The sequence below is a fragment of the Phytoactinopolyspora endophytica genome (assembly GCF_004138495.1).
Taxonomy (GTDB): domain Bacteria; phylum Actinomycetota; class Actinomycetes; order Jiangellales; family Jiangellaceae; genus Phytoactinopolyspora; species Phytoactinopolyspora endophytica.
The window spans coordinates 57,080-72,658 of sequence record NZ_ML142873.1 but is presented as its reverse complement, the minus strand read 5'-3'; the positions used below and the strand labels follow the sequence as shown (position 1 = coordinate 72,658).

10 protein-coding genes and 1 pseudogene are annotated in these 15,579 nt (G+C 67.4%); 9 read left to right on the top strand and 2 right to left on the bottom strand.

The annotated features are described in order from the left end of the window. From groEL to ELR45_RS31440, 9 genes and pseudogenes are all read left to right on the top strand, one after another. Positions 1-248, top strand: a pseudogene (groEL, locus tag ELR45_RS31480) (chaperonin GroEL); the annotation flags it as partial. Next, complete coding sequence (locus tag ELR45_RS31475) at positions 241-1,167, top strand: WD40/YVTN/BNR-like repeat-containing protein (RefSeq protein WP_129669813.1); 927 nt, start codon at positions 241-243, stop codon at positions 1,165-1,167. The pseudogene groEL and the gene ELR45_RS31475, both read left to right, overlap by 8 nt. A 33-nt stretch (positions 1,168-1,200) precedes the next feature. Next, on the top strand, positions 1,201-2,853 hold the full coding sequence (locus tag ELR45_RS31470; RefSeq protein ID WP_165368267.1) for an ABC transporter substrate-binding protein: 1,653 nt from the start codon (positions 1,201-1,203) through the stop codon (positions 2,851-2,853). Positions 2,854-2,869: 16 nt separating this feature from the next. Beyond that, a complete protein-coding gene (locus ELR45_RS31465) occupies positions 2,870-3,811 on the top strand; it encodes a carbohydrate ABC transporter permease (protein WP_129669811.1) in 942 nt (313 codons plus the stop codon). A 26-nt stretch (positions 3,812-3,837) separates the two neighbouring features. Then, complete coding sequence (locus tag ELR45_RS31460; RefSeq protein ID WP_129669810.1) at positions 3,838-4,851, top strand: carbohydrate ABC transporter permease; 1,014 nt, start codon at positions 3,838-3,840, stop codon at positions 4,849-4,851. A 9-nt stretch (positions 4,852-4,860) separates the two neighbouring features. Beyond that, positions 4,861-5,976, top strand: a complete 1,116-nt coding sequence (locus ELR45_RS31455; protein WP_129669809.1) for an ABC transporter ATP-binding protein — start codon at positions 4,861-4,863, stop codon at positions 5,974-5,976. A 35-nt stretch (positions 5,977-6,011) separates the two neighbouring features. Continuing rightward, positions 6,012-7,187: an ABC transporter ATP-binding protein gene (locus ELR45_RS31450; RefSeq protein ID WP_129669808.1), complete on the top strand. Its 1,176-nt coding sequence runs from the start codon at positions 6,012-6,014 to the stop codon at positions 7,185-7,187. Beyond that, on the top strand, positions 7,171-7,851 hold the full coding sequence (locus ELR45_RS31445; RefSeq protein ID WP_129669807.1) for a hypothetical protein: 681 nt from the start codon (positions 7,171-7,173) through the stop codon (positions 7,849-7,851). The genes ELR45_RS31450 and ELR45_RS31445 overlap by 17 nt, the downstream gene beginning before the upstream one ends. After that, positions 7,848-9,869 carry a hypothetical protein gene (locus ELR45_RS31440; protein ID WP_129669806.1) on the top strand — a complete coding sequence of 674 codons (2,022 nt, stop codon included), beginning with the start codon at positions 7,848-7,850 and terminating at the stop codon, positions 9,867-9,869. The genes ELR45_RS31445 and ELR45_RS31440 overlap by 4 nt, the downstream gene beginning before the upstream one ends. 215 nt (positions 9,870-10,084) lie before the next feature. On the opposite strand, the gene ELR45_RS31435 is transcribed toward ELR45_RS31440, so the two are convergent. Together ELR45_RS31435 and ELR45_RS31430 are read right to left on the bottom strand one after the other, a co-directional pair. Further along, complete coding sequence (locus tag ELR45_RS31435) at positions 10,085-13,999, bottom strand: putative Ig domain-containing protein (RefSeq protein ID WP_165368266.1); 3,915 nt, start codon at positions 13,997-13,999, stop codon at positions 10,085-10,087. Positions 14,000-14,251: 252 nt separating this feature from the next. Next, positions 14,252-15,421 (bottom strand): alginate lyase family protein, encoded by a 1,170-nt coding sequence (locus ELR45_RS31430; RefSeq protein ID WP_420813985.1) that lies wholly within the window; start codon positions 15,419-15,421, stop codon positions 14,252-14,254. Between the last annotated feature and the right edge of the window lie 158 nt (positions 15,422-15,579).

Genomic DNA, 15,579 nt, shown 5'->3' with positions numbered 1-15,579 from the left:
GTGCTGGGTTACAGGCGCCCTTCCTGCAGATCGTCCGCAACGCCGGGCACCCGGAGCCCCGGGTCGCGCTGGACACTGTGTGCACCGATGCTGCCGGGACCGGCTTCGACGTCGTCACCGGCGGGTATGCGGACATGCTCGAACACGGCGTCATCGATGTTGCCTCCGTGGCCGCCGGTTCGCTCGACGCGGCCGGCGAGACCGCCGGTCTCCTGATCTCGGCCCGGGTGGTGACCGGCCATGCCTGAGCACGCGCGAACGCTCGACGAGCAGCCGGAGCTCACCCCCGGCTCCGCGATTCCCGCAGCCGAATCTGCTGTGCTCGCAGCTGGGTCCGCCGTTCTCGCCGTCGCGGCTGCCGGCGACGACGCGTGGCTTGGTGGGTTCAGCGGCGTCGCGCACACATCGTCCGGTGCCGTCGAACGCCCCCCGTTCGACGGCCCGGTCACCTCACTCCTGCCTGTCGCCGACGGCCTCGTCGTCGGCGGTGCCGGCGGCATGGCGCTGCGAGCCGGTGGCCGCTGGTGGCCGGCGCAGGTTCGCGGCGGCCATTCACCGGTCGCCGACCTGGTGTCCGTTCCGGTCGAGCACGAGACGGTGCTACTCGCCGCCACCATCGGCGACGGAGTCCTGCGCAGCGAGGACGGCGGCCGGCACTTCGTCGGCTCGAGCTTCGGGCTTCAGGACCGCGAAGCCACCACGCTGTCGGTCGGCCCGCACACCGGCACCGTCATTGCCGGAACCGCTGACGGGCTGTTCCGCTCGCACAAGGCCGGCCGCGTCTGGCGGCGCTGCACACAGCTGACGGCACCGGTCGCCGCCGTCGCGTACACGTCCGACCGGACCGCCATCGCCGTTCTCGAGCAGGGGGAGGTGCTGCGGTCCGACGACGACGGCGGTACGTGGGCGGCGGTGGGCGAGGTCACGGCAGGTGTCACCGATCTCGCCGTCGGCGCAGGCGGCACACTCGTCGCCGGAACGGCAGGCGACGGGCTGTGGCTTTCCTACGACGACGGCGCCACCTGGCAGCGGGCGGTGGATGCGCCACCCGTCGTTCATTGCCTCGCGGCCGGCCCGGCCCGGATCTACGCAGGTACCGACGCTGGCCCGATGACCAGCGACGACGCAATGCACTGGAGCTCCGCAGACCACGCACGCGCTCACTAGATGCACGCACGTCCCAACGAGAAGGAGGTCGACATGCTCAATCGACGAGAGATGTTACGGCTGCTCGCCGCCGGCGGCGCAGCAGCAGCTTCCGGCGCCGTCATCACGTCCTGTACCGGCGGAACGCCCGGTGGTGGAGGGAGCGACGACGGCGCGGACGTCGTGCTGCGGTTCGGCGGCGATCCGACGTGGCCGTTCGACGTCATGCCCTCGGCTGAGGTCCAGGAGGAGAACCCGGTCAAGAAGGCCTACGCCGAGGCACTGCAGACATGGCTGGACGACAACCCCGGCGTCACAGTCGAGCAGGTCGCCACCGACATCTGGGACCAGCAGGCGCTCACGACCGCCCTGAGCGGTGGCACCGCGCCAGCGATGTTCCCCGGAAACGTGCTCGGCGGCTGGAACGTCGCGGCCACCAAGTCCGCGTTCGCCCAGGGGCTCGCTGCCGACACGACGGAGCTGCTCGAGAGCTACGACATGGACAGCAAGCTGGCGGACTATGCCAAGCCCATCTGGTCCACCTGGCAGGTCAACGGCGCGTACTACGGCGTTCCCAACTACTTCGGCGCCGGGAACGGCATCTACTTCCGCCGCGACCTCATCGCCGAGCTCGGGCTGCAGGAGCCGCAGCCGGGCTGGACATGGTCGGAGTTCCGCGAACTGGCGCGCGCGCTGACCGATGGGGACCGCAAGGGGGCGGCGTTCCAATCCACCGCGCTCCACGTGAGGCTCATCGCAGACGGTTGGCTGGAGCTGTCCAAGCTTCCCGATCCAGAGTCGGCGTGGAACTGGCGCTGGGACTATACGACGACCCACGCTGATACGTGGACGAGGGCCATCGAAGACTTCCGCGCCATGGTGTTCGAGGACGAGAGCATCCTCTCCGACGTCGCCTTCGAAGACGGGGACACCAGGAACGCGTTCGCCCAGGGGCGGGCCGCGATGATCATCTCCAACTCGGGCTTCTTCACCGCGGACCCGAACGACACGTCGAACCCGGGCCCGAGCAACCTCGCGGAGAGTCTCGGCATGCCGCTGGAGGAGGTCGTCGGCTGGATCCAGCACCCACGCGGCGAGCACGGCCGGTTCGGCGACACCCAGGCGTTCATGACGGTGATGTCCTTCTCTCCCGATCTGTCCGAGGAGGCCTTGGACAAGGCGGTCAGTCTCCATGACTGGATGATCTTCGGTCAGGGCTGGGAAATCGAGCGCGAGGTCCTGTGGGAGGAGACGCAGAGTCTGCAAAGCGTCTTCAACGACCCGGCTCCGGTCCACGGCCGGACCGAGGTCGAGGGGGTCCCCGGCGATCTGGTGGAGGCGTGGGGCGAGCAGTACATGCAGGCGGTCGAGGACGCCTCCGCGCTGCCGTTGCCGCCGAACGAGGGCAATTACCTCCCGGTCGAGGAGACCGCCGGCCCGGCGCTCACGGCCGAGGAAGACATGGAGTCCCGGTGGTCGTTCGAGCGCGGCAACGTCGACATCGCGGCGGACCTGGCGAACCTGGAGCAGACCCGCAACACGCAGGCGGCCGACTTCACTTCGAGCGTCGACGACGACGAGTTCGCCGAGGGCGCCCGTGCCTACTACGAGGCGCTCCAGCAGTTCTGGCAGGAGCACGCGCCGGACTATGCGGCTGACGTCTTCGACCCCTGGTACGAAGACCACGTCCGGCCGGCGCTCGGCTGAGAGCTGTGGACGCGATATGACACTGCAGCAAGAAGCGACCGAAACCGCGGGCGGAGCGGAACCGCCCGCCGGTACCGAAAGCCAGGTGCGCGAGCCGGCACCGAGCCGCCGGCGCCGGCTCGAGCGCGCCCTGTTCGTGCTGCCGGCGTTCTCCTTCCAGCTCACGTGGGGCTGGTATCCGCTGCTGATGGCATTCGTCATCAGCTTCACCAACGCCCGCGTCCGTGGACCGATCGAGTTCACCGGGCTGGAGAGCTACGAACGGATGTGGAGCGACCCGCTGGTGGCCGAGGCGTTCCGCGTCACGGCCATCTACGCGGTGCTGAGCATCGGGTTGACGTTCTTCATCCCGATCTTCGTCGCGATCCTGCTGATGGAGATGCCGAAGCGGCACATCCGCTGGATGATGCTGCTCTGGTTCATCCCGCTGTCCGGGATTGCGTCCACGCTGCTGTTCCGGTACATGTTCAACGCCCAGTACGGGCTGTTCCAATGGATCGCCACCGAGGTTCTCGGGCTCGAACCGCAGCCGTTCCTGAACTCCAGCGACCAGGTGCTGTTCTGGCTGGTGTTCCCCGGCATCCTGTTCTTCGGCCCCGGCCTGATCTACATGGCGACGCTGCAGGGCATCCCGGCGTCGTACTACGAGGCCGCCGAGATCGAGGGCGCCGGGTTCTGGCGGAAGATGTGGACCATCTCGCTGCCCCGGCTGCGTCCGGTGATCTCGATGCTGCTGATCTTCGCCGTCATCGGGTCCACCCAGGTGTTCGAGTACCCGATGATCATGACCGGAGGAGGCCCGGGCGGCGCCAGCCGCACCGTCGTCATGTACCTGTACGAGCTGCTGCAGAACCTGCGCTATGCGGACGCGACGGCGCTCGGCGTCTTCCTGTTCATCGGAACCATGCTGCTGGTGATCATCCAGCGGCGGTTCTTCCGTGAAGACCCGGACGCCTAGGCCCAGGCACATCGAGGAGGACGATCATGCTTTTCCCACGTGTCGGGCGGAAACAGCCCATGCTCCGGATCGCCTGGTGGGCTGTGGTGGCGTTCCTGTGCCTGGGTATCGCTCTGCACCTCTTTCCCTTCTATTTCATGCTGGTCAGCTCGTTCAAGTCCGGCGAGGAGGTGCTCGCATTCCCGCCGACGTTCTGGCCGCAGGACCCGAGTTTCGCCGGCTGGAAGCTGGTCTTCCAGATCGTCCAGGGCAGTGCCGGCCAGCTGCTGGACGCACCACTCTGGCTGTTCTTCTGGAACTCGGTGCAGATCACCTTCTGGGTACTCGTCATCGGCATTCCGATCACGTCAATGGCGGCGTACGCGAACAGCAAGCTGCAGCGCGGGCCGATGGCCCGGTGGTCATTCCTGTTCTTCATCGGCACGCTGATGATGCCGGCAGCCCTGACCCTGATCCCGAATTTCCTGTTGACCAGGAACTTCCCGTTCGCGCTCCCGAACGCACCAAACATACCCGGGACGGATACGGCCTTCCCCACGTTCCCGATCTGGGACACCCACTGGGCGGTGATCTTCCCGATCTGTTTTCAAGCGTTCAACTTCCTGCTGTTCAAGGGGTTCTTCGACACCATTCCCGACTCCGTCATCCAGGCGGCCCGGGTCGATGGCGGGTCGGAGTTCAACATCTTCCGCCGCATCGTGCTGCCGATGAGCGTCCCGGTCTATGCGGTCACGATCTGGACGGCGTTCAGCTTGGCGTGGGACCAGTTCCTCTGGCCGCTGGTGGTCCTGCAGACGCCAGAGCGGATGCCGATGTCGGTCGAGCTCTACCTGCTGATGGAACGGATTGTCCAGTCCGGCGGCACCAGCGCCGAGGCGGCGGCCGCGGAGGCGGAGGTGATGCAGGACATGCTCGGCGGCGGTCTGTCCTGGAACGGCCTCATGGTGCTGGCGATCCTGCAGTCGCTGCCGGTGTTCATCGCGTTCATCGTCTGCCGAGAGTATCTACTGCGCGGCATCCGCCTGCGTGGACTGAAGTGAGGAGAGCTGATGGCTCGCATCGACATCGACCACGTCGTCAAGCACTACGTGGATGACCGGATCGTCCAGACCAACACAGGCCGGCCCGCCTTGGACGACGTGTCATTGCAGGTGGCCGACGGCGAGACGATCAGTATCGTCGGCTCGTCGGGCTGCGGCAAGTCCACCCTGCTCAAGGTGGTCGCCGGCATCGAGGACCCGGACCAGGGCCGGGTGCGCTACGACGGCGTCGACGTCACCGGGGTGCGCCCACAGGAGCGCGGGGTGGGCATGGTCTTCCAGGACTACGCTCTGTACCCGTCGATGAAGGGCAAGGGCAACCTGGCGTACTACTTCGACGTCCACGACAGCAGCAAGGAGGAGGCCGAGCAACGGGTCCGCGAGACCGCCGAACGGATGGGGGTCGGCTTCGACCTCTTGCTGGGCCAAGTGCCGACGACGCTCTCGGGCGGCGAGCAGCAACGCGTCGCCATCGCCCGCTGCATCGTCCGGGACCCACCGCTGTTCCTGATGGACGAGCCGATCTGCAACCTCGACGCCAAGCTGCGCGAGCAGACCCGGGTCGAGATCCGCAAGCTGCTGCGCAAGTTCAAGATCACCACCCTGTACGTCACACACGACCAGCAGGAAGCGATCTTCATGGGCGACCGGATCGTGGTGATGCGCGACGGCCGGATCGAGCAGGTCGGCACGTTCGACGATCTCTACTACACCCCGGCCTCCCGGTTCGTCGCGACGTTCATCGGGTCGCCGCCGATCAGTGTCCTGCCGGCCGCGGTCACCGATGGCCGGCTGCAGCTCGCGGGTGCCAGCTGGGATCTCCCATCCCCGGTGCGTGCCGCCGTGCCGGACGGCCCGGTCGATCTGGCAATCCGCCCAGAGGGCTGGCGGCTGGACGAGGCCGACGGGCTGGCGGTGTCCGTGCGTCACATCGAACGGCTGCCGACCGAGCGGGCCGCCTTCGCATACGGCACCGTCGCCGGCAGAAACGTCACGGTGATCCTGCCGGTCGACCACCCGGAGCGAGACCAGCTCACAGCGACGCCCGATCTCGACCGTGCGTACTTCTTCGAACCCGACGGCGAACGCCCGCTGCATACACCCGGCGTGCTTGAGCTCTTCTGACGTGTGCCAGTCGACGAGGAACAGGGACGGACGTGATGACCACAGAAGCAATCGCAGAGCCGCGATACAGCAGTGAGACCGCGATCAAGGTCCGGGGAGTCCAGAAGCGCTTCGGAGACAAGCACGCCGTTGAGGACGTGAGCTTCGACATCGCCGATGGGGAGCTGCTCGTCCTGGTCGGGCCGTCGGGATGCGGCAAGACGACCACGCTGCGGATGCTGGCCGGGCTGGAGCCGGTCAGCGACGGCCAGATCCAGTTCGGCGACCGGGTGGTCAACGAGATCCGCCCGCGTGATCGCCGCATCGCCATGGTCTTCCAGGACTACGCGATCTTTCCCCACCTGACCGTCTTCGAGAACATCGCCTACGGCCTCCGTTCTCGCCGAGAGGCACGCAAGGTCGTCAAAGACAAGGTCACCGAGGCCGCACAGACCTTCCGGATCGACCACCTGCTGACCCGCAAGCCGCGCCAGCTGTCCGGAGGCGAGCGGCAGCGCGTCGCGTTGTCCAGGGCGATGGTCCGCGACGCGGCGCTCTATCTGTACGACGAGCCGCTGTCCAACCTGGACGCTCAGCTGCGCCACCAGGCACGCGAGGACATCCTGACACTGCACAAGAACAAGCACCGTCCCACCGTCTATGTCACGCACGACCAGTCCGAGGCGATGGCGCTCGGCGACCGGATCGCGGTGATGGCCGATGGGCGGATCCAGCAGATCGGCACCGGCAGCGATCTGTACGAGCGTCCGGTGAGCGAGTTCGTGGCGTTCTTCATCGGCACTCCGAGCATCAACCTGTTCGACATGGAGATCCAGGCCGACGGAGACGGTGCTGTCATGGTCGGCTCCGGTCTGCGGTTGCGCGTGCACCCGAGCATGACCGCGGCCGCGCGAGCACACGTCGGGCAGCGGGTCCGGATGGGGGTCCGCCCCGAGGACCTGCACGTCCCAAGGATGGCACCGTTCGAGGTGACCGAGGAGAACACCCTGCACGGCATCGTCACCCTGATCGAGCCGACCGCCAGCGGATGCACGGTCTATCTGAGCACCGCCGAGGGGCAGGACTTCGTCGCCACCTTCACCGTCCGGCTGCCGAACAGCTACCTCGACCAGGAGATCCCGCTCGGCATCGACCTGTCCAAGGTGCACCTGTTCGACGCCGACACCGGCGCCTCTCTACTCAAAGGTGATATCGATGCCGTTTCTCGATGACATCGGTCCCCGCGACGAGCGTCGCGGACCGACCTGGGCGGCTTTCGCGACGATCGGCGGGCAGGTAGAGCGCCTGGTCGCGGTGAACGTCGGGTGGTCCCTTGTGGCCGCTCCCGGCGTCGTGGCGTTGGCTTTCGCGGAGCTGCCCGGCTGGCTGCGGATCATGCTCGGGCTAGCGAGTGCGAGTGCGCTGCCGCTCGCCACCGCCGCCCTCTTCGCTCTGGCTGGCGTCGCCTGCCGCGAGCAGCACGTCGACCTCGCCCTGGCCAAGGAGCTGACGCGCGAGCTGGCCGGTCGCAGTGTACGGGTGCTCGCTCCGTTGTATGGGACGTTCGGCGTCCTGGTCTGGGCCGGGATCATGGCCGGAATGGCTGGGTTCTCCGCCCTCACCACCGTCGTCACCCTGGTGGCGCTGCTGTGGTCGGTCTGCGCGATCTACTGGGGCCCGCTCTTCGTCGCCCAACCGCACCGGAGCGCCCGGCACATCGCCCGCACATCGGTGCGCCTGGTGACGCGTCACCCGGAGCAGTCGCTGTGGACATGGGTGATGACCGCGGCCGTCCTCGTCGTCGGTGCGGTGTCGATCGCCGGCCTGGTGCTGATCGTGCCGGTACTGGTCGCCGTCCTGCACGCGCACCGCTTGGAAAGGCTGATGCCGTCGTGAACACCTCCGATCTCTCCGGCTCGCTGCCCGTCGAGCTGTCACCGCGGCACATCGGCGACGGCACCGTCATCGACCGCTCCGCGGCGCCCATGTTCCCCGGCGCCACCTGGTACACGGCCGACGACGTCGATGCCACCGTCACGTACGCCTTTCCGGCCGGAGCACTGCAGAATGTTCGCTACCTGGCGAGCGACCTGCTGCTCGACGGCGACGAGCTCGCCGTGTTCCAGCTGGCGTTGCGCGAGGGCGCCGACGGCCCGGAGTTCCGGCTCAGTTTCGGTGCGCTCGCCCAGTGTGCGGCCCGGATCAGAGTCCCGCTGGAGGTCACGGACCTCGACACCTGGCTTCTCTCCCGAGAGGGCGCCTGGCTCAAGCCGATCTGCTGGGGTGAGCGGGTCGATCTCGCACGAGTCGACCAGATGACGCTCAGTCTCATCCGCAACGGAACCGGGCCGGTGCGGTGGTGCATGACCCCGTTCATTGCCACCGTTGCCGAGCCGCCGCGGCTGACCGAGCCGTTGCTGCCGCACGGTCCACTGCTCGACGAGCTCGGCCAGAACCGGCTGCGCGACTGGCCCGGACGTAGCGAACACGTGGATGACGTCGTCTCCCGGCTGCGCACTCAACTGGACGCCGCGCCCGCGCAGGAGTGGCCGGACGGCTTCAGCCGCTGGGGCGGTTGGACGCCGGCCGGCGAGCTGCCGGCGACCGGGTATTTCCGGACCCACCACGACGGCAGCCGATGGTGGCTCGTCGACCCGGCGGGCTTCCGCTACTGGTCTGCCGGCATCGACTGCGTGGGGAGCTCCGTCCAGACCGCGTACGACGGTCTGGAGTCCGCCCTGACCTGGCTGCCCGACGCCGCCGGGCCGTACGGCGACGTCCACGACACCGGACGACGGATGATGAACTATCTCGGCGCGAACCTGATCCATGCGTTCGGTCCGGACAGCTGGCGCGAGTCGTGGGCGACCGTCGCCGTCGGGTTCCTCAAGCAGTGCGGGTTCACCACCATCGGCAACTGGTCCAACATCGAGGCGGCGAGCGCCGCAGGCTTCCCGTACGTCCGCCCGCTGCACCTGACCTGTCGCCGCACCCCAATGGTCTACCGCGACTTCCCCGACGTCTTCGCGCCCGAGTTCGCCGACGACGCCGAGGAGTACGCGCAGGCCCTGCTCTCCACCCGGGACGACCCGGCGCTCGTCGGCTACTTCCTGATGAACGAGCCCACCTGGGGGTTCGCCGAGGAGTCACCGGCCGCCGGGATGCTGTACACGACGAGCACCTGTGCCACCCGGCGCGCGTTGCGGGATTTCCTGGCCGAGCGGTACGGCGACGACGCGGGTCTGCGCGTCGCATGGGGTCCGGATGCGTCCCTGGGACGGGTGGCCGACGGCCAGTGGACCAGTGCGCTGACCGACACCGCACGCCGCGACCTCGAGGACTTCAGCACCGTCATGGTCCGTCGGCTGTTCGACACGCTGAGCGCCGCCAGCAGCCAGGTCGACCCCAACCATCTCAACCTCGGCGCCCGCTACTACACCGTGCCGCCGGACTGGGCGCTGGAAGGCATGACCAGTTTCGACGTGTTCAGCGTCAACTGCTACCAGGAGAGGGTCACCGCCCCCGAGTTCGCCGCGGTAAGCGAACGGCTGAACTGCCCGGTCTTGATCGGTGAGTGGCATTTCGGGGCCCTCGACGTCGGGCTCCCCGCCAGCGGGATCGGCCGGGTCGCCGACCAGGAGGCGCGAGGTCAGGCGTTCCGGGTCTACACCGAGGACGCGGCCGCCCAGCCGTGGTGCGTCGGCGTGCACTACTTCACCCTCTACGACCAGTCCGCACTCGGCCGCTTCGACGGCGAGAACTACAACATCGGTTTCGTCGACGTCTGTCACCAGCCGTACCAGCCGCTCGTCGACGCCGCCCGAGCCAGCCATGCCCGCCTCTACCAGGTGGCGCTGGGCGAGGTGCCGCCCTACGACCAGCCGCCCGCCTATCTCCCGAGACTCTTCCTCTGACACCACAACGCCACCAGGCCCGCGACGCCAAGAACACATCGTGGCCACTATCGGTGAGTCGTCCCTGAGATCCCAGCACGTACGCAAGGAGCATGAAAAGACGACGGATTCACGTTACGCCGACTGCGACCAGGCCTTCGGGCAGCAGCCGCAGCTGTGCCCGAAGGCCTCCGGTCGCCACAGGCATCCCGGCTTCCTGTTGCGTCCGTACCGGTTTACAGCTGCTGGCGCAGGGCCTCGACGGCGGCGAGGAGCACCTCCCGGGCGTTCTCGTCGGCGACACCGGCAGCTACCTCAGCGAACCGGTCCAAGGCCTCGGCGGCCTGAGCGGCCTGCCCACGGTCGGCGAAACGCTCCGCCACCGACAGGTGCGTCGTCAGCCGCCGTTCCTGCGTCCGGTCCAGCACGCCGTCCTCGTGGTATTGGGCGACGTAGCCGGCGACCGTGTCGTATGACAACGGCGTCTGAAGGCCGACCTGCACGGTGACCGTACCGGTGAAGCTGCCCGCCGCATTCGTCGCGGTGACCGTCACCTCGAATGCACCCAGCGCCGCCGGCTTCCCGCTGATCTGCCCGTTCTCGGCATCGATGCTCAACCCTGGCGGCAGACCCTCAGCCTCAAACGTCGCCCCCGTCGCCGTCGTGACCCGGTGGTCGAACGGCTCGTGCACCACCGCGTTCACGGTCTCGTCGGCGAACCACGGCGTCACCGACACCTGGTCGAAGACGGTGGTGTTCAGCACCATCGGGTCACCAGAGACGACGGCCATGCCCACGTAGAACGGGGCATCGCCGAACGTGGGGATCGTGTCCGGATCACCGATCTCAGTCCAGGTCTCGCCGTCCGCAGAGGTCGCGGCGCTGAACGTGTCGCCTTCGCGTTGTAGCCGCAGCCAGACCGGCACGCCGACGCCCGCCTCACCGTCCGTAACCGTGGGGCGGAACGCCACCCGCGGACGCCGGAAGAACTGCTTGACCCCGGCGTCGCCGCTCCCGGTGCTGGTCAGGATCGCCCCTGCCATCTGATCGAACGGCGAGAGGGACTTGCTCATGATCAGACCCACCCGGTCGGCTGCGCCGGCGTTCTCCCGGTCCGCCACCCGGGCGATGATCGCGCTGTCGCCACGCAAGGGCACGTACGCGTACTGCACGGTCATGCCCTGGTTGATGACGTTGAGATCCGAACCGGCACCCCGGACCGTGAAGGCTCCGGTCTCGTCGTCGTAGCCGGTGATGCCGGGCGTGCGGATGGTGACGACGCTGTACGTACCGAGCATTCGCTCGTCGAGCACGTAGTCACCGATGTCGCGGTAGTCCCACGGCGCCGGCGGTGGGGTCCCGACGGCGAGCGTGACGGTCTCGGTGCCGGTGCCGGTCGCGTTGACCGCGCCGACCTCGACAATGAACTCGCCCCCGGCGTCCGGGACCCCGGAAATGATCCCGGTCTCCGAGTCCACGCTCAGCCCGTCGGGCAGCCCACTCGCGGAGAAGCCGGTCGGACTGTTGGTGGCCCGGATCAGGTACTCGAACGGCACGCCTGCATTCGCATACGCCATGGTCGTGCTCTCGACCACCGGTGCCTGCGGAGTCGGCATCGTAGCGCTGACCTCCGCCGACGACGGACCCTCGCCGGCGACGTTGACGGCGCTGACCACGTAGTAGTACTCCGTGCCAGGTGTACCGGTAGCGTCGGCGTACCGTACCTGGACACCGAAGCCGACCGGGCCGACGCCGGTCGCGACGGCGGTGTACGGGCCGCCGCTCGTCGTGGCGCGTTTGACGGTGTACCGCCCGGACATGTCCACACCGCTCCAGGCGAGTTCGACGGCGCTGTCACCCGTCCATGCCTGCACCTCGCCGACCGGGTTCGCCGGGACGTCCACGGACCAGCCCGGCACGCTCACGTTGTCGAAGGCCGCCGTCGTCGTCTCGGCATAGTCCTCCTGCACGCCCAGAACCGAGCAGGCGGCCAAGCCGACATACAGCTCGCCGCCGAGGTCGAGCTCTGAGGAGCCCACCTCGGTCCACTGCTCGCCGTCGGGAGAGATCCATCCGGTGAACGTCGTTCCCGAGCGTTCCAGGCGCACCCAGTACGGCCTGCGCATCCGGTAGCCGTCGCTTGCGCCCTCAACGTAGGGCGCGGGAAGCGGGGTTGCCGACTCCGGAAGTGAACCGTGGTTGGCGATCGCGAAGCCCGCGTCGACCGTGATCGCCTCCTGCTGGGTGGGAGGAACAAGCGTGCTGCCGGTGCCGGTGGTCTCCGCGCCGGCCGACGGACGCGTGGTCCAGACGCCGCTCCACGCATGCAACGCGAGGCCCTGAATGAGCATCGAGGCGTGTGCGGAGTCCGCGTCCAGGGACTCCCGCATCATCAGGCCGACCTTCGCGTACTGCGAGCTCACCGGATAGACCACCCGAGCGGTGAGGGTGCCGTCCCCGGTCATCGGCACATACGTGAACCGGAACGCATCACTCGGACCAGCGATGTCCCGGCCGCCATCCTCGAGCACGAACGCCTGCCCGTCGAAGTTCGTCGCTCCCGGCGTCTCGACGTCGCCCACGTCCCCGGTCTCCCACGGTGACGGCAGCCCGGCGCTGACCGCGATGCCCAGCGAGACCGGGCTCTCGCCCACCTCGTTCGACGCGGAGAGGACATAGACGTACGTCTGCCCGGCGGTGACGTCCTCATCGGTGTACGAGGTGGACGTCACGTCGGTGGCGATCGTCTCGTACTGGCCATCGCCGGTGGTCGCGCGTCTCACCGTGTAGCTGTCGGCCGGCGCCGTGCTCACGGGCTCCACCGACTCCACCCAGCTCACCGTGATTCCCGACGACGAGCCGTCGGCCACCAGACCGGCCGGCGCGGCCGGTGCTGCCTGCGGTTCCGACTCCTCGGCAGGCGGACGGGCGTGGGTGAGCGTGCCCCACGACGGGTGGTCGTCGTCGGTGCCTTCGACGTGCCGGCTGCCGCCGCTGCCACGGAAGACCACCTGCTCGGTGAACGGAGCGGACAACCCCATCCGGCTCACGTAATGGCCGTAGGCCTGCTCGTGGATGGGGCGGTACTGGCCTCGGTTGTTCGAGGAGATGGCCGTCTTGATGTACTTGCCGGTCCGGTCGAGGTCGGGCACGAACGGCATCGCGTCGTCGCCGAGGTTGTAACGCGAGTTGTACTCGAATCCGGCGAGGATGCGGTTGTCGGCGTAACCATAGAGGTTCACCCCCTGGTTCCAGGCGATCTCTGCGGCATCGGTCAGCAAGCCGATCGCCAGCTGGGCATACGCCTGGCTGCGCCCGCTCTCCTGCCCCTGCCCGGTCTCCTCGACGACGATGTTGGTGATGGTGCCGTTCCCAGGGCCGTCGACCGCGTAGCGCACAGCGTCCTCGAACATGACACGGTCATCGCAGAACACACCGATCGCGATGATGGTCTGCAACGCGGCGGTGTCCCAGTTACCGTTCGCGAACAGCGCGTAGCCGGAGACCGACCGGTACCAGACGGTTGTGAACGAGTCCTCGCAGCGGGCGATGTCGTCCGCAGCCCAACCGTCGTAGTCGCTGTGCCGCAGGATCTCGGCGGCGTTCACCAGCTTGAACCCTTGCAGGCCGGTGCCCAGCTGCCCGTCGGCGCCGGTGATCGACCTCAGGCTCGACGACCATACGTTGAGAATGTCTCGCGCCTTGTCCGCGTGCCGCACGTCGCCGGTGATCGACCACATCAGGGCCTGCTGGTAGGCGGCCGCAGCGTCGTCGGCCGCCTCGTTCGTGAAGTCGGTCGGTCCACGGCCCCACGACGTGATCTGGCCGGTGTTGCGGATCGTGTAGTCGAGCGACGACCTATGGTGCGCCGCCATGGCCTGAAACCCCTGGTAGATCGGCTCCTCTTGGGCCGCCACAGCGGTCCGCATGCGCTCCAGGTCCTGCTGGCTGTGCAGCAGGCCGGGATGGATGAACCCCGCCCCCGGGCCCGCGTACTGTGTGGCCGCAGCGGCCAGTGCCGCTTGCGCGGTTGGGTTGGCGGATGCCACGTCACCGCGGCCGGCGAGGAAGGAACCCACACCGGTCGCCACGATCAGCGTTCCGCCCGCTCCTCTGAGGAAAGTACGGCGACTTGCTGTGCCCTCGGTCATGCCATCACCGCGGGGTGACGCCCTGCGTCATCGTTCCGGCGTCGTTGGTAGAGCTCACAGCGAGGTTGTGCGTGCCTGTCGTTCTGGGAAACGTTGCGGTGGAACGGATCCATCGGTTGTTACTCCTTCTATGGTTCGCTCTGTTTGGACAAGACCGGTCCAAAAGGCAGGTCGGAGTGAATCTGCTCCCCTCCGACCCACCTTGCGGACGGGTCGACCGTGGTTAAACGCTTTCCAGCAGTTCCGGCGAGATCAACGCGTACACGTGAGGGTGCCGAAGCCGAGCTGGTCGTAGCCGCCGCTGGTGCTGCCGTAGTCGCCGCCTCCGCCCTCGGCCCGAACCTCGGAGGCGAACTGCGCGGTGTACGGCACGCTCAAGCCGCGGCGAACCCCGTAATGGTTGTAGACCCGCTCCCACACGGGACGGATCTGCCCACGGCTGTGGTCGGAGATCTGGGTATGCCAGTTCGGGTCACAGTTGTGGCCCGATTCCCAGTAGTAGTCGGTGAACGGCACCGAGTTCCCGAGGTTGTATCTGGCGATGTACTCGCAGGCTTTCATGAACCTGCTGTCGTGGGCGCCGTACAGGTCATAGCCCTGGTTCCAGGCCATCTCACAGAAGGCGCCCATCTGGCCCACACCCATCAAGGTATGACCCTGGTCGCGGCCGCTTTCCTGCCACTGCCCCAGTGTGTCGTTCTCATGCAGGTGCGGGATCGCGTTCAAGATCGACCCTTGTCCCACACCGTTGAAGAAGTAGTCGACCGCCCAATCGATCTTGGACTGGTCATCGGCCAACACCCCGATCGCCAGGATCGAGTTCATATTGCACAAGACCCAGTTCGCCCAATAATGCGACGGACACGTGTCGTGCCGCCGGACCAGAAAGTCAAGATTTCCCGGGTAGAAGATGTCGTTCATCATCGTCTGGAACCGACCGAAGTCGAAACCCGGATAACCGCGCATGATCTCGCCGACATTCGCGAACTGGTACCCGTAGATCCCCAGCGCCAGGGACGCGTTGGTGTCTCCGGTTATCTCCTGCAACGTCGCCGACCACGCATTGCAGATGTCCCGCGCGGTGTCACCGTGAGAAGTCAGGCCCTGGATCTTCCACCGCAGCGCATTCTGATAAGCAGCATGGATGTCGTTGTACAGGATCGGGTAGTTCTCGCCGGAGCCACCTCCCCGCCTGATGGTCTCCTGTGGATTCGGCGTCCAGCCCGGATGCGAATGCGGGTTGGCGGTCAGCCGCTCCCAGCCCGCCTGCCACGGCTGGTCTCCCGCCATCACCCGGGACCTCATCCGGTCGAAGTCGGCCTGGGTGTGCAGCAAGCCGGGATGGCTGAGCGCCGCCGACGCGGGTGTGGCCACGCCTAGCAGCCCTACGCTGGCTCCGGCCACTCCTACACCGGCCGCCATGGCCGACTTCAGCACGGTTCGCCGGTTGATCGTGTTGTCGCTGACTCTGTTGTCGTTGTCGTGTGCTGGCACCATCGCCTCCTGATCAGGGTTGAGTCTCCCCTTGACGGACTTGCCCCTCCGTGCACCGATCAGCAGCGTCACCTCCTCTTGGCGGC

Coding starts and splice junctions, on each gene's coding strand:
- ELR45_RS31445 (WP_129669807.1), top strand. CDS start 7,171: ATGCCGTTTCTCGATGACATCGGTCCCCGCGACGAGCGTCGCGGACCG.
- ELR45_RS31455 (WP_129669809.1), top strand. CDS start 4,861: ATGGCTCGCATCGACATCGACCACGTCGTCAAGCACTACGTGGATGAC.
- ELR45_RS31460 (WP_129669810.1), top strand. CDS start 3,838: ATGCTTTTCCCACGTGTCGGGCGGAAACAGCCCATGCTCCGGATCGCC.
- ELR45_RS31430 (WP_420813985.1), bottom strand. CDS start 15,421: ATGGCGGCCGGTGTAGGAGTGGCCGGAGCCAGCGTAGGGCTGCTAGGC.
- ELR45_RS31475 (WP_129669813.1), top strand. CDS start 241: ATGCCTGAGCACGCGCGAACGCTCGACGAGCAGCCGGAGCTCACCCCC.
- ELR45_RS31435 (WP_165368266.1), bottom strand. CDS start 13,999: ATGACCGAGGGCACAGCAAGTCGCCGTACTTTCCTCAGAGGAGCGGGC.
- ELR45_RS31450 (WP_129669808.1), top strand. CDS start 6,012: ATGACCACAGAAGCAATCGCAGAGCCGCGATACAGCAGTGAGACCGCG.
- ELR45_RS31465 (WP_129669811.1), top strand. CDS start 2,870: ATGACACTGCAGCAAGAAGCGACCGAAACCGCGGGCGGAGCGGAACCG.
- ELR45_RS31470 (WP_165368267.1), top strand. CDS start 1,201: ATGCTCAATCGACGAGAGATGTTACGGCTGCTCGCCGCCGGCGGCGCA.